Here is a 16,681-nt window from a genome sequence, read left to right as displayed (position 1 = left end):
TCGGGAGGACCAGTTGTGGCTGGTGCTCCCGACGCCAAGCTGCGTCGAAGCTGTTCTCAGGCGCGGCATGAACCGCTGCGGCTCGTCCATGAAGCCTCTGCGACCGGGCATCCGCGGACCTATGGCGATATTCGGGACAATACGGAGAAGCTCAAGATCCTCATCCGCTCCCACGCAGACGAACTGCCGCAAGGCGCGGTGTTCTCACACATCTCTGCCGCAGTGATCCATGGATTGGACCCACCGTTTCCCGCCGCTGACGTCGCCGAGGTGATCCGAGAGGGATTCCACCGAATAGCCGACCATCCGGATCCGGGAACGACAGCATCCCGCCGAGGATGCCGATGCAGCACAGGGGTGCAGCCGCAGGCCGACACATTCGACGAGTCAGGGACGTGGATCGCGCGCAACGACTTCAGGCACGAACGTCTGCCGGTGATCGCGGAATTCCACGGTGTCGGCAAGTACTATCTCAACGAAAAGGGGCCGGACCGGGCGAGCAGTGAGAACCACGAACGGCACATGAGACTCCTCAACGCCGGCTTCCGGATCTTCAACCTCGTGTGGGAAACCCGCCAGGCCTAGCCCAGCTGCCCGGGATGGAGGACGCGGGCGAGGAAGTCCTTCGTCCGCTGCTCCTGCGGGTCGCCGATGACGTCCTTGGCCGGGCCCGATTCGACGACGACTCCGCCGTCCATGAAGACCACCCGGTCGGCGACCTGCCGGGCGAACTCCATCTCGTGCGTGACCACGACCATCGTCATGCCCGCCTCGGCGAGGTTGCGCATGACCTGGAGGACATCACCGACGGTCTCGGGATCCAGCGCCGAGGTGGGCTCGTCGAAGAGCATCACATCGGGATCCATGCTCAGGGCCCGTGCGATCGCCACACGCTGCTGCTGACCACCGGACAGAGACGAGGGCTTGGCATCGATCTTCTCGGACAGTCCGACTTTCGCGAGATTCTCCTCGGCGACCCGGTCGGCCTCGGCCTTCGACCGGCGCAGGACCTTGATCTGGGCGACCGTGAGGTTCTCCCTTACGGTGAGGTGGCCGAAGAGGTTGAAGGACTGGAAGACCATGCCGATGCGGGTGCGGGCGGCATCGATGTCGAGGTCGAGGTCGGTCATGTCCATGCCGTCGACGACGATCGACCCTCCTGTCGGGTCCTCGAGGACGTTGATGCACCGGAGCATCGTCGACTTTCCCGATCCCGAGGGCCCGATGACGCAGACGACCTCGCCCTTGTCGACGTCGAGGCTGATATCCGTGAGCACCTGATTCGATCCGAAGCTCTTCTGCAGGTTCCTGATCGCGATGATCGGGGTTCCGGTCTCCCGCAGCGAGGCGGTTGCTGAGGTCGTCATCATTTCACTCCTGAATCGGCGGAACCGTACTTCTTCTCGAGCACTCGTGACAGATACGACAGCGGGATCGTGATCACGAGGTAGCAGAGCGCGACGACGATGAACGGGGTGAGGTTCGCGGTGTTGACGATCTCGGCTCGCGCGAGTGCTGTCAGTTCGCGGCCGTCGACGGAGGAGCCGAGGATGTAGGCCAGCGAGGAGTCCTTCGTCAGCAGGATGAGCTCGTTGGTCAGGGGCGGCAGGATGATCCGCATCGCCTGCGGCAGGACGATCGTGAACATCGCGCGTGAGGAGGACATGCCCAGCGACCTCGCCGCCTCGACCTGGCCTTTGGGCACGGCCTGGATGCCGGCGCGGATCGTCTCGGCCATATAGGCGGAGGAGACGAGCGCCAATGCGATCATGATGATGATGAGCTGAGGGAGGTTGAAGCCCTTGAACGCCAGAGGGAGGCCGAAGCCCATGACGAGGAAGACGACGAGCGCGGGCAGGCCGCGGAAGAACTCCGTGTAGACGAACGCCAACCAGCGGTAGACCCCGACCGAGGACAGTCGCATGAGCGCGAGCACGATCGCGATCGCCAGTCCCAGGACGAAGCCGAGGCCGGTGAAGACGACGGTGTTCTTCAGTGCCTTGGTGATGACATCGGGGAACATGCCGATCGCGATGTCGATGCGACCGAAGGTGTCGATGAGCGTCGGCCAATCGGCGACGACGGCGATGACGACCGCGATGACGATGAGGATCGCGTACTGGATGCCGCGGGAGAGCTTGGCCTTCTGCCGTTTGCTCATCTTCGCTTTGGGTGTGGCATCAGCTGTGGCGGTGGGAGCCGTGGGGCCGGTCGGGCCGCGCTGCTGGCTCGCAGGAGGTGTTGACATGAGGTGCTGTCCTTCTGACGCGGTGGGGCAGTGGTGAGAGCCGAACGCGCGGCCGACCGCGGGACAGAGCCCGCAGCCGGCCGCCTCGTCAGCGGTGATCACTTGGGTGCGTCGCCGAACCACTTCTCGTAGATCTTGTCGTACTCTCCGTTGTCCTTGATCTCGGCGAGGGTGTCGTCCACGGCCTTCTTCATCTCCGCGTTGCCCTTCTTCATGCCGATGCCGTAGTGCTCGCCGGTGTCGATGTCGAAGCCGACGGCGAATCCGTCGTTGTTCGCCGCGTAGTCGTAGAGCACGCCGTTGTCGTTGATGACCGCGTCGGCCTGACCGTTCTTGAGCGCTTCGAGCGAGAGCGGGAGATCCTCATAGGTGACGACCTCGGCGTCCTTGAAGTGCTCCGTCGCGTAGTCGAGGCCGGTGGTTCCGGCCTGTGCGGCGACCTTGAAGTCCTTGAGCCCGTCTTCGTCCTTGGCCGTCTTGTCCTCACGGGTGAGGATCGCCTGATTGGCAGGGAAGTAGGGTTCGGAGAAGTCGATGGCTTCCTCGCGTTCCGGCGTGATCGTCATGGCCGCGGCCGCCACATCGCACTGATCCTGCGCGAAGGAGGCGCCGGCCGTGATCGGCTCGAAGGGAACGTTGACGATCTCCTGCTCGACGCCGAGCTTCTTCGCCACAGCATCGACGATGTCGACGTCGAAGCCGACGACCTCGCCGTCCTTCTCGAACTGGAAGGGCTGGTAGGACAGGTGGGTGCAGGTCGTCAGCTTGCCCTCCTTGACCAGGGGAACTCCGCCCTCGGCGGTTGCTGCGGGTTCGGAATCGCCTCCACCGCCGCAGGCGGACAGGGCGAGCATGGCGCCGACGGCCACGATGGCCAGGGTCGAGCGTCGTTTCATGGTTCCTCCAGAGGATCGGTGACGGGATGTCACGCAAACGGTCCGCGCAGACGTCCGTGTCTGAGCAGTGTCTGTGAAGGAGCCTATCGTGAACTGAGTCACATTGTGTCGCTGCGGGCCGCCGTCGCCGCGGTTGTGACGCAATCGTAGTCATTCGCGGTGGAAGCGATGACCGCCAAGGCGGGCCTGCGGGGCATGAAGCGAGCGACCCCGCTCGCAACCGTTGTCAGCGGTCGTCGAGCGGGGTCGATCGGCGGATGTTCAGGCTGCGGGGGCTCAGCTGAGCTGGTCCTCCATGTCGATCTCCGAGGTGTCCTTGGCCAGCCACAGAGCGACGAACGTGAGGATCGCCGCCGCGATGATGTAGAGGCCGCAGTAGAAGATCGTGCCGCCCTCGGCTTGCCACAGCGCGACCATGGCGAAGGGAGCAGGGCCTGCGCCGATGACGCTGGACATGTTGTACGACACCGCCGAGCCGGTGTAGCGGACGTTGGCCGGGAAGAGCTCCGGAAGGTAGGCGGCCATCGGCCCGAAGGTCAGCCCCATGAGGATGAAGCCGATGATGAGGGCGAGGACGACGCCTATGGTGCCGGCGTTGAACAGGGCGTTGACGACGAGGCCGTAGGCGGCGATGAGCACGGTGACGCCCAGGAGCATCTTCCGTCGGCCCAGCTTCTCCGCCAGCGGCCCGGAGACGACGGTGAAGATGCCGAAGAACACGACTCCGATGATGAGGTAGGTGAGGAACTCGCTCTTCGAATAGCCCAGCCCTGCGACGAACCCGGCGGGATCGAAGGTCTTTCCAGCCGCCTCAGCGGCGGTCTGCGCCTGTTCCGGGCTGGCCGGGGAGGTGCCGTAGGTCAGCGTGAACGCGGTCATGAAGTAGAAGATGACGTAGGTCGCGAGCATGATGAAGGTGCCGAGGACGAGCGGCTTCCAGCTCGTGGCGAAGACGCGACCGATCGGGGCCTTGGAGATCTGCTGCTTCTGTGCGACCAGCTGGAAGGCCGGGGTCTCCATGAGGGAGAGGCGGACGTAGAGGCCGACGGCCACGAGGAGTGCGGAGAGGAGGAACGGGATGCGCCAGCCCCAGGCGAGGAACGCCTCGGGCGAGGTCCATTCGCTCAACCCGACGAAGAGCAGGTTGGCGATGATGAAGCCGACCGGTGCGCCGAGCTGAGGGAAGGTGCCCCAGATGGCGCGTTTGCCCTTCGGGGCGTTCTCGGTGGCCAGCAGGGCCGCGCCGGACCATTCGCCGCCGAGTCCGACGCCCTGGCAGAAGCGCAGGAGGACGAGGCACAGGGGAGCCAGCACGACCCAGCCCGGCGTCGAGGCGGTCGGCAGCAGCCCGATGAGGAAGGTGCCGATGCCCATGATGAGCAGGGAGGCGATGAGCGTCTTCTTCCGGCCGACGCGGTCGCCGAAGTGGCCGAAGATGATCGAGCCGAGGGGGCGGGCGACGAAGGCGACGCCGAAGATCGCGAAGGAACTCAGCAGCTGCGTCGTCGAGGTCTGGTTGGGGAAGAAGAGCGCTGGGAAGACCAGCGACGAGGCGGTCGCATAGGCGTAGAAATCGAAGAATTCGATCGTCGTGCCGACCATCGAGGCGGTCAGCACCTTGCCTCGGGTGTTGTTCTTCCGGGTCGCTGCGATGGCGTCGGTTCCGGTCGCTGCCCCAGGTGCTGCGTCGGGGCTGCCCGGCTGTGTTTCGGTGGACATGGTGTCGTTGTGCTCCGCTGGTTCGTGTGTCTGCAGGCACGGGCGGGTGGTGCTCGTGTCAATGGAAAGGGCCGTCGGCGCTGTGCTGGGACAGCGTCGACGGCGACGAGTAGACACTACGCCCGTCTCAGAAAGCCCGCCCTTGGAGTCTCAACCAGTGAGATAGAGGGAGGGCTCGAGCAGGGCGGTTCGACCATTGCGGAGCGTTGATCGTCGTGACCGCAGAGCAGCTTCACTCGCCGACGGTGACTGCCTCGATGGTCACCTTCTCCTTCGGTGCGCCGTCTCCGGCGCCGGAGTCCGTGCCCTTGGCGGCGATGTCCGCGACTGTCTTCGTGCTGGCCTCATCGAGGGTCCCGAAGACGGTGTAGTCCGGCGGCAGCGAGCTGTCGTCATAGACGACGAAGAACTGGGAGCCGTTGGTGTCGGGACCGGCGTTGGCCATGGCCAGGGTGCCGGCGGGATAGCTCTCGGAACCGTCGAGCTCATCGGCGAACGAGTAGCCCGGGCCGCCGCTGCCGGTGCCCGTCGGGTCCCCGCATTGGAGGACGAAGATGCCTTCGGTGGTCAGGCGGTGGCAATCGGTGTCATCGAAGTACTTCTGCTCGGCCAGGGACAGGAAGCTGTTGACGGTGCAGGGCGTGCCCTCGGCGTCGAGGGTGATGGCCAGGTCGCCGGCGCTCGTGGCGATGGCGGCACCGACTTCTCCCGTCGCCTGAGGCGTCTCATCCGGAGCCGCGACGTCCTTGGCCGCGGCCCCGGAATCGGAGGGGTAGGAGCACGTTCCCGCGTCGGCCCCGGCCGAGGAACCGGAGCCGGCCGAACCGTCTGCGGAGTCGCTCGAATCGGAGGACCCGCACCCGGTCAGGACGATCAGTGCGAGAACGGCCATTGCGGCCAGGACGAGGAGAACGGACGATTGCGGGCGTCGGGTCAGGGCGTGCGAGCGACTCTGCGCGGGATAGTCCATGCCTTCATCGTATAGTCAGCCGACTACTGGTCATGTTCGGATACTTTCCGGGGGAAGAAAGTATCCGAAGGTGACCACAAGTTGCCGGAAGGCGGGAGCTGTGTGGCGCGAACGCGGTCGCGGCGGGCTCAGGTCTCGATGGAGGAGCGGCCGCGGGAATCCGGGGAGCCGCCTCGGCGGAGGACGATGGCGACGGTGATGACGACGAGGCCGGCCAGGCACAGGCCGACGCCGACCCAGGCGGGTGCCCGGTAGCCGAGTCCCGCGGTGATGACGATGCCGCCGAGCCACGCGCCGAGGGCGTTGGCGAGATTGAACGCGGCATGGTTCATGGCCGCGGACAGGCTCGGGGCGTCATGGGATTCGCGGAGCAGACGCATCTGCAGCGCCGTGGTGATCATGGATCCGGCGATGCCGATGAGGAAGAGCGCGATGATGGCGATCGCCGCGATGTGGGTGAAAGCGCCGAAGGCGGCCAACACGAGGGCGGAGAGGATCATGCCGCCGGTGGCCGAGCGTTCGATGGACTTGTCGACCAGCGGTCCGGCGATGAGGGAGCCGGCGGTCATGCCCAGGCCGTAGACGGCCAGCACCCAGGGGATCGCGGTTCCGGGGACGCCGGCCACATCGGTCATCGTCGGGGCGACATAGGTGTAGACGGCGAACATGCCGCCGAATCCGACGGACCCGGCGAGCAGCGTGAGGATGATCTGCGGCCTGGCGATCGCCTTCATCTCTCCGCGGGCCGACGGTGCGGATCCGAGCTGCACGCGGGGAACGGCGATGGCGACCATGATGACCGTGAGCACGCCCAGTGCCGCGACCAGCGTGTAGGCGCTGCGCCATCCGAGCAGGTTGCCCAGCGCCGTTGCGAACGGGACTCCGAAGATGTTCGCGATGGTCAGCCCCAGCATCACTCGCGACATGGCGCGGCCTCGCCGATTGACCGGTACGAGTGAGGCGGCCACGACCGCACCGATCCCCAGGTAGGCGCCGTGGGGCAGGCCGGAGACGAATCGTGCGATGTTGAACAGACCTGCGGTCGGGGCGAGCATCGAGGCGAGGTTGCCGAGGGCGAAGAGGCCCATGAGGCACAGGAGGAGCAGCTTGCGGTCCATGTGCGCCGCGATCGTCGTGATCAGAGGAGCGCCGACGACGACGCCGATGGCGTAGAAGGACACAGCGTGTCCGGCCTGGGGGACGGTGATGCCGAGTTCCGCGGCGATCATCGGCAGCAGACCCATCGTCGCGAACTCGGTCACGCCGATCGCAAAGGCACCGATCGCAAGCGCGAACACGGCGAATTTGTAGACTCCGCGGGAGACCGGGGCTTCGCTCATAGGACTCCTTCGGAAGACGGCAGGTTCGGAGGACGACCGCACCAGCCTATTGCCCATCGAGCTTCCTCGACAGCTCTGGAGCCCTCAATGTGACGATTCGAACAGCCCGGGCGGGCTTGCGGCAACCCTGCCGGCTCAGCTCTCGGCGGGGCTTTCGCCGGTCTCCTCCTCCATCTCCGCCAGGGCCTGCGCAGCCACGGAGAAGGCGGTGTTCGCGCTCGGCACCGAGCAGTAGATCGCCGATTGGAGGAGCACTTCCTTGATCTCGTCGCGGGTGAGCCCGTTGCGGACGGCGGCCTTGACATGCATGGCCAGCTCCGCTTCGTGGCCGCCGGCGATCATCGCGGTGAGCGTGATGGCCGACCGCATGCGGCGATCGATGCCCGGACGCGTCCAGATCTCGCCCCAGGCGTAGCGGGTGATGAGGTCCTGGAAATCGGAGGTGAATTCGTCGATCTTCGCATTCGCCCGGTCGACGTGGGCATCGGAGAGCACCTGCCGCCGCACGGTCATGCCCGCCTCGCGCACCTCGTCCCGACTGGCCTCACGCGGTCCCGAAGCCGTCGGCAGCGGGGACGGCGCACCGGAGTCGGCACCGACAGCACCGGTTCCGCCGGCCCCGCCGCCGAGCCCCTTGCCGCGCAGGAAGTCGTCCAACAGGCCCGCGGTCACGGCGGGTGCCTCGGCGGGAACGAGATGGGCGGCGCCCTCGATGACCTCGAGCAGAGCTCCCGGCACCTCTCCGGCGATCTCGGCGAGCTTCGCGGCAGGCGTCGGCTGGTCCTCGGAGCCGGCGACGGCCAGCAGCGGAAGGGAGATCTCCGACAGGCGCTGCCGGACGTCGAAATCGGCCAGCGCGAAGCACAGCGCGGCATAGGAGAACCGGTCGGCGTCCTGAAGCGAGTGCAGCAGAGCCGCCGAGGCCTCGGGCTCGCGGTCCATGAAGCCTTCCCCGAACCACCGCTGGGCCGAACCGATGATCTGCGTCGGCGTGCCCGAGGTCGCCACCGTCTGTGCGCGCTCCTCCCAGGCTGCGGCTTCGCCGATCTTCGCCGCTGTGCAGAACACGGCGACCCGTCCGAAGCGCGCGGGGCGGTCGAGGGCCAGCTGCAGGGCGATCGCCCCGCCGATCGAATCGCCGGCGAGGTCGACCGGAGTGCCGGGAGGGGCCGCATCGGGAAGGACGCGGTCGAGGGTGGCGAGGACCGCCTCGGCGAGGTCGCTCATCGTCACTCTGGGCGCGACCGAGGTCCCCGCGGGGACGTCGATGGGAGCCGACCGACCGTGACCGGGCAGGTCGATGCCGATGACCGTCGACTCCGGGCTCAGCGCCGCGAGCTGGGTGGCCGTCTGCTGCCACAGTGCGGCGACCGAGGTGCCCAGCGAGGGGAGGACGACGAGGACCCTGGCCTCGGTCGCCTGGGTTCGGGGTGCGGCGAGAACGGATGCGGTGAGCTCCATGGATGTCACTTTCTCTGTCATTTGTCTCAGTCGTAGGAAGGCAGGTCGATCTCCTGCGGTCCGGCCCGGTCGATGGCGGCCAGGATGTCCCGGCGGATGTCCTCGGCCTCGCCGAGGTAGCTTTCGGGGGTGAAGAAGTCCTCGATCCCGTCCTCGTCTCCGACCGCCTTCCGCAGCGCGGCCACCGGGTCGGTGCCGGCAGCGACGATGGCGGCGAGTTCGTCCTTGGACAGACGGTCACCGTAGACGATGGCCAGCTTCTCGCCGAAGAGCCCGGGACCGGCGGCATCGAGGTTCGCGCGCATGGCTTCGGGCCTCACGCTCAGGCCGGCGATCATCTCGTCGAGGATGATCAGCGACGAGATCGCCAGGGTCATCAGCTCGGACAGGGCCGGCCATTCGGCGTGCCAGGCCCCGTCGGAGCGTTCCTCGACCGCCTCGGCGGCGGCCGTGGTCAGGGTCGACAGCGCACCGGGAACACGCATGCCGTTGCGGTGGAGCAGCACCGCCGAGGTGGGATTCGACTTGTGCGGCATCGCCGAGGATCCGCCGGTCGAAGCCAGGGACATCTCCCCGATCTCGGGGCGGACGCCGACGAGGACGTCGCGGGCGATCGATGCGCCGACTGTCACGCACTGGGCCAAGTGGGACCCCCAGGACAGGATGCGGACGCGATCGGTGTGCCAAGGCACGGAGACCCGCTTCAGCGCTGCATCGGGGCCGACCATCTGCATGTGGAACTCGCGCAGCAGCGATTCCGTCGACGCTCCGGCGAACCACCGGATCGCCGCCCGTGTTCCCGCGGCCCCTCCGACCTGCACGTAGTCGACGAAGGGAGCCAGGGTCTGCACCTCGATGACCTCGGCGGCCCAGGCTGCGGCCTTGAGCCCGAAGGTCGTCGGCAGTGCGGGTTGGGTCAGCGTCCGGGCCAGGCACAGGGTGTCCGCATGGGATTCGGACAGGTCGACGAGAGACGCGCCGATGACCTCGAGGCGGGCCTGCATCTGCCGGACGACACGGGAGACGAGCAGACCGATCGCGGTATCGATGACGTCCTGGCTGGTCAGACCCCGGTGCAGGCAGCGCGCGGCCTCCGGGCTCAGCCGGGAGCGGACGAGACCGAGGAACGGGATGACGGGATTGCCTCCCGCCTCGGCGTTCTCACCCAGAGTCTGGAGCTCTGCATGGTCGTCGGTCAGCGTCCTGATGGTCGCATCGATGGCGGCAGTCACCTCGGTGCGCGCCTCCGACGACACCAGCCCCACCCGTGCCTGGGCGATGATCCAAGCCGTCTCGACCTGGCCGATCGCGGTGATGAGCGCGGCGTCGTCGATGGCCTCGGCGCCGCGCAGATCACCGGGGGCGAAGAGGAATCGGGTGTGGGCGGTGTCGGTCATCGGTGTCAGTCCTCGTGGCCGGGGAATCGGAGGAAGGGCGTTTCCTCCTCACCCTGCAACCGTATGTCGAAACGCAGTGATCCGTCAGCCCCTCGGGTGGCGATCAGCCGGTTTCTCTCGGCCTCATCGAGGGAGGACAGGAACGGGTCGGCAGCCAGCGCCTCGGTGTGCTCGGGCAGATAGATCCTGGTGAAGAGGCGATTGAGCAGTCCTCGGGCGAAGACGACGACGCTGATGAAAGGCGCCTTGTCCGCCTCGGTGGGGCCGGGATCGACGGTCGAGAAGCTGAATACGCCCTCGGGGTCGACGGCGGCGCGTCCGAAGCCGGTGAAGGTGAAGCCGTTGCGGCGCAGCGAACCCGTTTCACGGGGGACGACGCCGTTCTCATCGGGCTGCCAGATCTCGAGGATGGCGTCGGGCACGGGGACTCCGGCACCGTCGTAGACGACTCCGGTCAGCTGCACGGCTCGGGCCGAGCCCGGTGGGACGAGTTCGCTGTCGTGGTCGTAGGGCAGGGCGTAGCCGTAGAACGGGCCGACGGTCTGCCCCGGGGTCGGCGTGAGGTCCGGGGTCGCGGTGTGGTCAGTCATCGTCCTCTTCTTCCATCCAGGTCCGGTCGGCTCCGGTGAGCACGATGTCCCAGCGGTAGCCCATGAGGAATTCGTGCTCGGTGATGTCGTGGTCATAGGTCGCGACGAGGCGGTCGCGGGCTGATCGGTCGGTGATCGACTGATAGATCGGGTCGAGTGCGAAGAGCGGGTCACCGGGGAAGTACATCTGGGTGATCATGCGCTGGGTGAACTCGGATCCGAAGAGCGAGAAGTGGATGTGGGCCGGTCGCCAAGCATTGTGGTGGTTCTTCCACGGGTAGGGGCCCGGTTTGATCGTGGTGAAGGAGTACGAGCCGTCATCGCCGGTCAGGGTGCGTCCGACACCGGTGAAGTTCGGGTCGATCGGGGCCGGGTGCTGATCGCGTTTGTGGATGTAGCGACCGGCCGAGTTCGCCTGCCAGATCTCCACGAGCTGATTTCGCACGGGCCGGCCCTGTCCGTCGAGCACACGCCCGGTGACGCGGATGCGCTCGCCGATGGGTTCGCCGTCGGCCTGGATGGTCAGGTCCGATTCGAGGGTGCCGATGTCACGGTGGCCGAAGGCCGGGGAGAAGAGCTCGATGGTCTCGGGATCGGCGTGGCGGGGATCCTTCGTCGGATGCCGCAGGATCGAGGAGCGGTAGGGCCCGTAGTCCAGGCGCGGCTGGGTCTCCGGCTTCTTCCCGCCGTCCACGTCCTCGGTGTAGGCGGATTCGATGTCTGCGATCTCCTTCGACAGCGTCGCCTGGGACTCGGCGGCGTCATCGGGACCTTTGGCGGTGTCCGAGGTCGGCTGTGGACTCATCGTCGAACCTTTCTTCGTCGGGGCTGAAAACGTTGTGGCAGTCGTTGGGGGAGAGGAGCTCAGCCGTTGGGCCATCCGGTGTAGCACTCGGCGAGGTAGCGTCGGCCGTGCTCCGATTCGAGGATGGACTGGAGCTCGCCGAGGCTGCGCTTCGTCTCGAACGCATCCTGACCCGGGTCGGAGTGGAGCATCCGGGTCATCTGGTAGGAGAAGTTCTGGGCCTTCCACACGCGCTTCGTCGCGGTCTGCGAATACCCGGCCAGCGCCTCGGGATCGGAATCCCTGAGCGCTCTGATCAGCGCCGGAGCGAGCACGGAGACATCGGCGAAGGCGAGATTGAGGCCCTTCGCGCCGGTCGGGGGGACCGTGTGGGCGCTGTCGCCGGCGAGGAACAGCGAGCCGTGCTGCATCGGTTCGGTCACGGCCGAGCGGAACGGCAGCACCGTCTTGTCGGTGATCGGGCCGGTCTTGAGCTCGAAGCCGTCGGGGCCTGCGACACGGGATTGGAGTTCGGTCCAGATCCGGTCGTCTGACCAATCGGCGACGTCTGTGCCGGGGGAGGTCTGGAAATACATGCGCTGGACGGTGTCGCTGCGCTGGGAGATGAGCGCGAATCCGCGTTCGGAGCGGGAGTAGATGAGCACCTCGTGGCTGGGCGGGGCCTCGCAGAGGATGCCGAACCAGGCGAACGGGTACTCGTGGAAGAAGCGCTGCCGGGTGTTCTCGGGGATCATCGCCCGGCAGGGTCCGCGGGAGCCGTCGGAGCCGACGACGTACCGGGCGTCGATGCGCAGGTCCTCGCCGTCGGCGGTGGTGGCCGTCACCCAGGGGCGATCGGATTCGACATCGCCGAGGCGGGTGTCCGTGACCGAGTAGCAGATCGGCTCCCCGGTGCGTTCGCGCGCGGCGGCGAGATCGACGAAGATCTCGTTCTGGGGGTAGAGCCAGACGGATTCGCCGACGAGTTCTGGGAAGTCGAAGAGGTGGGAGGTTCCGTCGACGCGGATGTTGATGCCGTCGTGGCGGTGCCCGTCCGTGTGGACGCGGGATTCGACGCCGGCGGCCTCGAGCATGCGCACAGACCCCGCCTCGAGGATCCCCGCGCGGTGGGTGTGGGCGATGTCGTCGCGGCTGCGATTGTCGATGACGACGGAGTCGACGCCTGCATTGTGAAGCAGGTGGGCGAGCATGAGCCCTGCAGGACCCGCGCCGACGATCGCGACGTCTGTCTGAAGTTCTGGCACCGTGGCCTCCTTGCCTGTCTCGTCCCCTCAGTGTGCGCCCAGTCACGGACGCGAGGCGATCCGGTTCTCAATGAATGAGAGACCGGAGGGTATGGCGAAGGCACCGACGGGAACCGCCGGTGCCTTCGTTTTCGCAAGGCCGGTCAGTCTGACCGAGCCGCCTCGGCCTCAGCTCACGGAGCCGGGTTGATCACCCGTCCCCAGGTGGACTTGTTGCCCCAGATGTTCTGGCGCAGGCCCTCGAGCTGGAGGATCTGCGAGTGGTCGACGAACAGGTTGCATTCGTTGCCGTAGTTCTTGATGTACCACTCGAAGACGGGTCCGTCGGCGGCCTCGAACATGACGTTCTCCAGGCCGAGACCGTTGATGATGGAGGCGGCGGCCGCCGTGTTCCACTCATCGACGTTCTCCGTGATGCCCTCGGACTCGATCATGATGATCGAAGCTCCGGCGTCGAGCGCCCGCTGTCCGCGATCGACGAGGTCGCCGATGTCCTTCGCGGACTCGGCGGCGAGTTCGGCCTCACCGGAGTCTCCGCCCGAACCGATCTGGATGCCCAGTTCGGGCTTGGCCTTGAGCCCGGCCCTGACGACCTTCTCGACGAGGCGCTCCAGACCCGAGGTCGGGAGCATGATGAAGCCGGTCGAGATCTCGATGACGTCGAATCCGACCTCCTTGGCCTCCTTGAGATACTGATCGACCGCCTCGTCCCCATAGCGCAGGACCGTCTCGATCCAGCCGCCCGAGGACACATAGGCCCCGTTCTCGTGTGCGATGTCGCTGAACGCCCTGACCTGCTCGGGCGGGACGAGCGAGAAGGATCCTCCCGCCCACTTGATGCCGTCGACCCACTGGCCGGCGACGTCGAAGACATCCTGGAGGTGACGGGTGCCGTAGGTCGAGTAGTACGGTGCGCGGATCTCGGTCATGCCGACGGTGCGTGGCTTGGCCGGGCGGTATGCGCGGGGAACGAAGTTCATGGACACATCGAAATCAATTGCGTTCGACATGGTCTTTCCTTTCTTCGAATGTCGGCGCAGGTGCCGACGGGGTGCCGGCTTTCTGCCGGCGGCTGCCGGATCCTCCGGCGGGGTGACGCAGCCTCAGCTGCGAGTCTGGGGGATGCGTGCGAGGACCTCCGTGAGCTCACGGATCCGGTGGTTCTCGAGATCGTGGACGAGTTCGGCGATCTCGTCACGCTGCTCCGCCTCGGCGAAGGGGGAGACCAGAGCGTCGAACTTCCGGCGCGCTCCCTCCCAGTCGAGCGGGTTCGTCGTGAACCCCTCGTAGTCCTCGGTGCTCGCGTGCAGCTGCGTGCCGTCGTCGAGGGTGACGACGAGGTCGGCGCACATGTGATCAGGGAAGCGGTCACTGAACTCGTCGGAGGGCGTGATCGTCACCTTGTGCATGAGATCCTGCACACCCTCGGCGGTGATCCGGTCGGGGTCGTACTGCTCCGGATTGAGCTCGCCGTCGAGGAGGACGACCGCGACCATCCACGGCAGCGAGTGATCGGCCTCCTCCTTGGTGCGGATGGTGCGTTTGTCGCCCTCCTCGCCGCCGCCGATGATCGAATAGGCGACATCGAAGGTAGTCAGCTCGACACCCGAGATGGCCTCGGCGCGGAATCCCTCCTGCCGGCGGATAGCCTGTGCGGCGTCGAGGGCCGACTGCGAGTGGATCTCGGCATTGTGCTTCTTGATGATCGTGTCGGTGACCTTCTCGAGGTCCTCGGCCGACCAGTCGATCTCGAAATCGCCCGCCAGGGCCTTGAAGCCCTTGTTGCCTTCGAAGACCTCGGCCGGGCCGGTGATGCCGCGGGCGGCCAGCAGGGCGTCGAAGACTCCTTCCTTCGACACGTGCGGATAGGCCAGTCCCTTCCAATGGCTGAGGTCTCCCGTCCGCGTCACCCGCAGGGCGACGTTGGCGGTGCCGGCCATGGCCGCGGCGTTGGCGATCTGCTCGGCATTCAGTCCGAGGGCCTTGGCTGCGGCGGCTCCGGCGGCGAAGGCGCCCTGCGTCGTGTGGTCGAAGCCGAGGTCGCGGACCGGGGCGACGTCCGAGAGCCGAGCGTGGATCTGATAGGCGACGGCGAAAGCCGTGAGGAAGTCCGCTCCGGAGGCGTCGGCGTGTTCGGCCGCGGCGAGCACCGCACCCATGTTGTCCGAGGGGTGGTTCGTCTCGCCCTTCGCGAGATAGGCATCCATGAAGTCGAGGTACCTGCTCAGTGCGGAGTTGAAGAAGGCCGCATGATCGGGGCTGGCGTGACCGCCGCCGATGAGGGTGGCCCCGTGCCCGGCGTCGAGGTCCTCGATCAGTGACCTGATCTCCTTGAGCGGCTGCGCGTCGAGGGCGCCGATGGCGACGCCGATCGTGTCGAGCACGCGGATCTTGAGCTGTTCGAGTGCCGTGTCGCTGAGCATCTCCAGCGAGGCTCTGTCGACGAACTGGGCGAGTGACTGCACTTCCGTGAGTGATTGCACTTCCGTGAGCGATTGCCTTGGCTGACTGTCTGTCATGATGACCTCTCCTCTGTAGGTTAGGTTAACCTAATCATCTCCCAAAAGTATCTTGACGTCAAGATACTTTGGAGGAGATGTGCGTCACATCGTGCGCCGTTGGCCCGCTGCATTGCGGCATATGACGACACGACGTTGACTCGACGATGATTGTTGAGCAAAATGGAGGGCTGTTGCTCGTCTTGCATATCTGTCATCCAGAGAAAGCAGTGCCATGATCATTACTGGGCTTGTTGTCGGCCTGATCCTCGGGTTCGTCTTCCAGCGAGGTCGATTCTGCGTCACCGGGGCGTTTCGCGATCTCACCCTGACGGGGAACACCCGCTGGTTCTCCGCTCTCATCGTTCTTGTCGCGGTCCACTCGATCGGCCTGTTTCTGCTCAACAGCTTCGGCGTCATCACTCTCGAGGCAGAGCCCTTCCCGTGGCTGGCCTCGATCGTCGGCGGCCTTGTCTTCGGCTTCTCCATGGTCTTCGCGGGCGGCTGCGCCACCGGCACCTACTACCGGGCCGGAGAAGGGCTCGTGGGCAGCTGGTTCGCCCTCATCTTCTATGCGCTGTTCTCGGCCGTCATGAAACTCGGGCCGGGCGCCGAATTCACCGAGGGCATCCGTTCGATCACCCTGGACAACGGAAGTCTCCCGGCGAGCATGGGCCTGAGCCCCTGGGTCTTCGTCGTCGTCATCTCGGCCATCGCCGTCTGGCTGACCGTCCACCACGCGCGCAAGCTCAAGACCCCGATGGCCGCACTGCCTCCCCGGAAGACCGGGCTTGCCCACCTGTTCACGGAGAAGCGCTGGAACCCCTTCGCCACCGCAGTGGTCATCGGCATCATCGCCACGGTCGCCTGGCCGCTGTCGGCAGCCACGGGGCGCAACTCCGGGCTGGGCATCACGACGCCCTCGGCCCACCTCACCGGCTATCTCGCCACCGGTGACGCCGAGCTCATCGACTGGGGTGTCATGCTCGTCATCGGCATCCTCGTCGGCTCCCTCATCGCGGCCAAGGCCTCCGGCGAGTTCCGAGTCCGCGTCCCCGATCAGGCCACCATCATCAGGTCGATCATCGGCGGCATCGGCATGGGCGTGGGCGCGGCCATCGCCGGCGGCTGCACCGTCGGCAACTCCATGGTCTCGACCGCGCAGTTCGAATATCAGGGCTGGGTTGCGACTCTGTTCATGATCGTCGGCGCGGGAGTCGCCGCCAAGGCAACCATCAAGCCCCGTAAGTCGTCGGCCCCGGCGCCGGCGGCGGAAAGCAGGACAGTATGAAACAGGTACTCGAAACGGACGGTCTCGTCTGCCCCTTCCCCCTCGTCGAGGCGAAGGAAGCCATGGACGGGCTGACGGGCGGCGACGAACTCGTCATCAACTTCGATTGCACGCAGGCCACCGAGGCGATCCCGCAGTGGGCCGCAGAGAACGGCTACCCGGTCACCCACTTCGACCGCGTCACCGATGCCAGCTGGACGATCACAGTCCAAAAGGCCTGAC

16 protein-coding genes are annotated in these 16,681 nt (G+C 66.3%); 3 read left to right on the top strand and 13 right to left on the bottom strand.

The annotated features are described in order from the left end of the window. Positions 1-15: 15 nt before the first annotated feature. Entirely contained in the window at positions 16-585 is a 570-nt protein-coding gene (locus IIE29_RS12680; protein ID WP_209325663.1) for a hypothetical protein, read from the top strand. Here the strand turns inward: IIE29_RS12680 and IIE29_RS12675 are convergent. The 13 genes from IIE29_RS12675 to IIE29_RS12615 all read right to left on the bottom strand — a co-directional run bounded on the left by IIE29_RS12675 (position 582) and on the right by IIE29_RS12615 (position 15,135). Then, positions 582-1,367: an amino acid ABC transporter ATP-binding protein gene (locus tag IIE29_RS12675; protein WP_216629761.1), complete on the bottom strand. Its 786-nt coding sequence runs from the start codon at positions 1,365-1,367 to the stop codon at positions 582-584. The genes IIE29_RS12680 and IIE29_RS12675 overlap by 4 nt on opposite strands. Continuing rightward, positions 1,367-2,161, bottom strand: coding sequence for an amino acid ABC transporter permease (locus IIE29_RS12670; protein ID WP_209325732.1), 795 nt, complete (start codon positions 2,159-2,161; stop codon positions 1,367-1,369). The genes IIE29_RS12675 and IIE29_RS12670 overlap by 1 nt, the downstream gene beginning before the upstream one ends. 185 nt (positions 2,162-2,346) lie before the next feature. Further along, on the bottom strand, positions 2,347-3,144 hold the full coding sequence (locus IIE29_RS12665; protein ID WP_246475934.1) for a basic amino acid ABC transporter substrate-binding protein: 798 nt from the start codon (positions 3,142-3,144) through the stop codon (positions 2,347-2,349). Positions 3,145-3,420: 276 nt separating this feature from the next. Then, positions 3,421-4,863, bottom strand: a complete 1,443-nt coding sequence (locus tag IIE29_RS12660) for an MFS transporter (protein ID WP_209325662.1) — start codon at positions 4,861-4,863, stop codon at positions 3,421-3,423. 232 nt (positions 4,864-5,095) lie between these two features. Further along, positions 5,096-5,833: a peptidylprolyl isomerase gene (locus IIE29_RS12655; RefSeq protein ID WP_209325661.1), complete on the bottom strand. Its 738-nt coding sequence runs from the start codon at positions 5,831-5,833 to the stop codon at positions 5,096-5,098. A gap of 128 nt (positions 5,834-5,961) precedes the next feature. Further along, entirely contained in the window at positions 5,962-7,173 is a 1,212-nt protein-coding gene (locus IIE29_RS12650) for an MFS transporter (RefSeq protein WP_209325660.1), read from the bottom strand. 135 nt (positions 7,174-7,308) lie between these two features. Further along, a complete protein-coding gene (pcaDC, locus tag IIE29_RS17280; RefSeq protein WP_209325659.1) occupies positions 7,309-8,634 on the bottom strand; it encodes a bifunctional 3-oxoadipate enol-lactonase/4-carboxymuconolactone decarboxylase PcaDC in 1,326 nt (441 codons plus the stop codon). A 26-nt stretch (positions 8,635-8,660) separates the two neighbouring features. Then, positions 8,661-10,031, bottom strand: a complete 1,371-nt coding sequence (locus IIE29_RS12640) for a lyase family protein (protein ID WP_209325658.1) — start codon at positions 10,029-10,031, stop codon at positions 8,661-8,663. Positions 10,032-10,036: 5 nt separating this feature from the next. Continuing rightward, the gene (gene pcaG, locus IIE29_RS12635; protein ID WP_209325656.1) at positions 10,037-10,621 is read right to left on the bottom strand and encodes a protocatechuate 3,4-dioxygenase subunit alpha; all 585 of its coding nucleotides are present in this window, start codon (positions 10,619-10,621) and stop codon (positions 10,037-10,039) included. Next, positions 10,614-11,426 carry a protocatechuate 3,4-dioxygenase subunit beta gene (pcaH, locus tag IIE29_RS12630; protein WP_209325654.1) on the bottom strand — a complete coding sequence of 271 codons (813 nt, stop codon included), beginning with the start codon at positions 11,424-11,426 and terminating at the stop codon, positions 10,614-10,616. The genes pcaG and pcaH overlap by 8 nt, the downstream gene beginning before the upstream one ends. A 59-nt stretch (positions 11,427-11,485) precedes the next feature. Then, entirely contained in the window at positions 11,486-12,670 is a 1,185-nt protein-coding gene (locus tag IIE29_RS12625; protein ID WP_209325653.1) for a 4-hydroxybenzoate 3-monooxygenase, read from the bottom strand. Between the two features lie 173 nt (positions 12,671-12,843). Continuing rightward, positions 12,844-13,680, bottom strand: coding sequence for a phosphosulfolactate synthase (locus IIE29_RS12620; RefSeq protein WP_209325651.1), 837 nt, complete (start codon positions 13,678-13,680; stop codon positions 12,844-12,846). Positions 13,681-13,773: 93 nt separating this feature from the next. Beyond that, positions 13,774-15,135, bottom strand: a complete 1,362-nt coding sequence (locus IIE29_RS12615; protein ID WP_343071896.1) for an MmgE/PrpD family protein — start codon at positions 15,133-15,135, stop codon at positions 13,774-13,776. Between the two features lie 268 nt (positions 15,136-15,403). Here IIE29_RS12615 and IIE29_RS12610 point away from each other — a divergent pair, with 268 nt between their 5' ends. After that, complete coding sequence (locus IIE29_RS12610) at positions 15,404-16,459, top strand: YeeE/YedE family protein (RefSeq protein ID WP_209325648.1); 1,056 nt, start codon at positions 15,404-15,406, stop codon at positions 16,457-16,459. Beyond that, positions 16,456-16,680 (top strand): sulfurtransferase TusA family protein, encoded by a 225-nt coding sequence (locus tag IIE29_RS12605; protein WP_127363865.1) that lies wholly within the window; start codon positions 16,456-16,458, stop codon positions 16,678-16,680. Before IIE29_RS12610 ends, IIE29_RS12605 begins: the two co-directional genes overlap by 4 nt. Position 16,681 lies beyond the last annotated feature (1 nt).

This window comes from Brevibacterium renqingii, assembly GCF_017808095.1.
Lineage (GTDB): Bacteria > Actinomycetota > Actinomycetes > Actinomycetales > Brevibacteriaceae > Brevibacterium > Brevibacterium renqingii.
This window is presented reverse-complemented; position numbering and strand designations above follow the sequence as displayed.

Bases quoted from the DNA above. Each gene is read 5' to 3' on its own strand.
- IIE29_RS12675 (WP_216629761.1), bottom strand. From the start codon at position 1,367: ATGACGACCTCAGCAACCGCCTCGCTGCGGGAGACCGGAACCCCGATC.
- IIE29_RS12670 (WP_209325732.1), bottom strand. From the start codon at position 2,161: ATGAGCAAACGGCAGAAGGCCAAGCTCTCCCGCGGCATCCAGTACGCG.
- IIE29_RS12665 (WP_246475934.1), bottom strand. From the start codon at position 3,144: ATGAAACGACGCTCGACCCTGGCCATCGTGGCCGTCGGCGCCATGCTC.
- IIE29_RS12660 (WP_209325662.1), bottom strand. From the start codon at position 4,863: ATGTCCACCGAAACACAGCCGGGCAGCCCCGACGCAGCACCTGGGGCA.
- IIE29_RS12655 (WP_209325661.1), bottom strand. From the start codon at position 5,833: ATGGACTATCCCGCGCAGAGTCGCTCGCACGCCCTGACCCGACGCCCG.
- IIE29_RS12650 (WP_209325660.1), bottom strand. From the start codon at position 7,173: ATGAGCGAAGCCCCGGTCTCCCGCGGAGTCTACAAATTCGCCGTGTTC.
- pcaDC (WP_209325659.1), bottom strand. From the start codon at position 8,634: ATGGAGCTCACCGCATCCGTTCTCGCCGCACCCCGAACCCAGGCGACC.
- IIE29_RS12640 (WP_209325658.1), bottom strand. From the start codon at position 10,031: ATGACCGACACCGCCCACACCCGATTCCTCTTCGCCCCCGGTGATCTG.
- pcaG (WP_209325656.1), bottom strand. From the start codon at position 10,621: ATGACTGACCACACCGCGACCCCGGACCTCACGCCGACCCCGGGGCAG.
- pcaH (WP_209325654.1), bottom strand. From the start codon at position 11,426: ATGAGTCCACAGCCGACCTCGGACACCGCCAAAGGTCCCGATGACGCC.
- IIE29_RS12620 (WP_209325651.1), bottom strand. From the start codon at position 13,680: ATGTCGAACGCAATTGATTTCGATGTGTCCATGAACTTCGTTCCCCGC.
- IIE29_RS12610 (WP_209325648.1), top strand. From the start codon at position 15,404: ATGATCATTACTGGGCTTGTTGTCGGCCTGATCCTCGGGTTCGTCTTC.
- IIE29_RS12605 (WP_127363865.1), top strand. From the start codon at position 16,456: ATGAAACAGGTACTCGAAACGGACGGTCTCGTCTGCCCCTTCCCCCTC.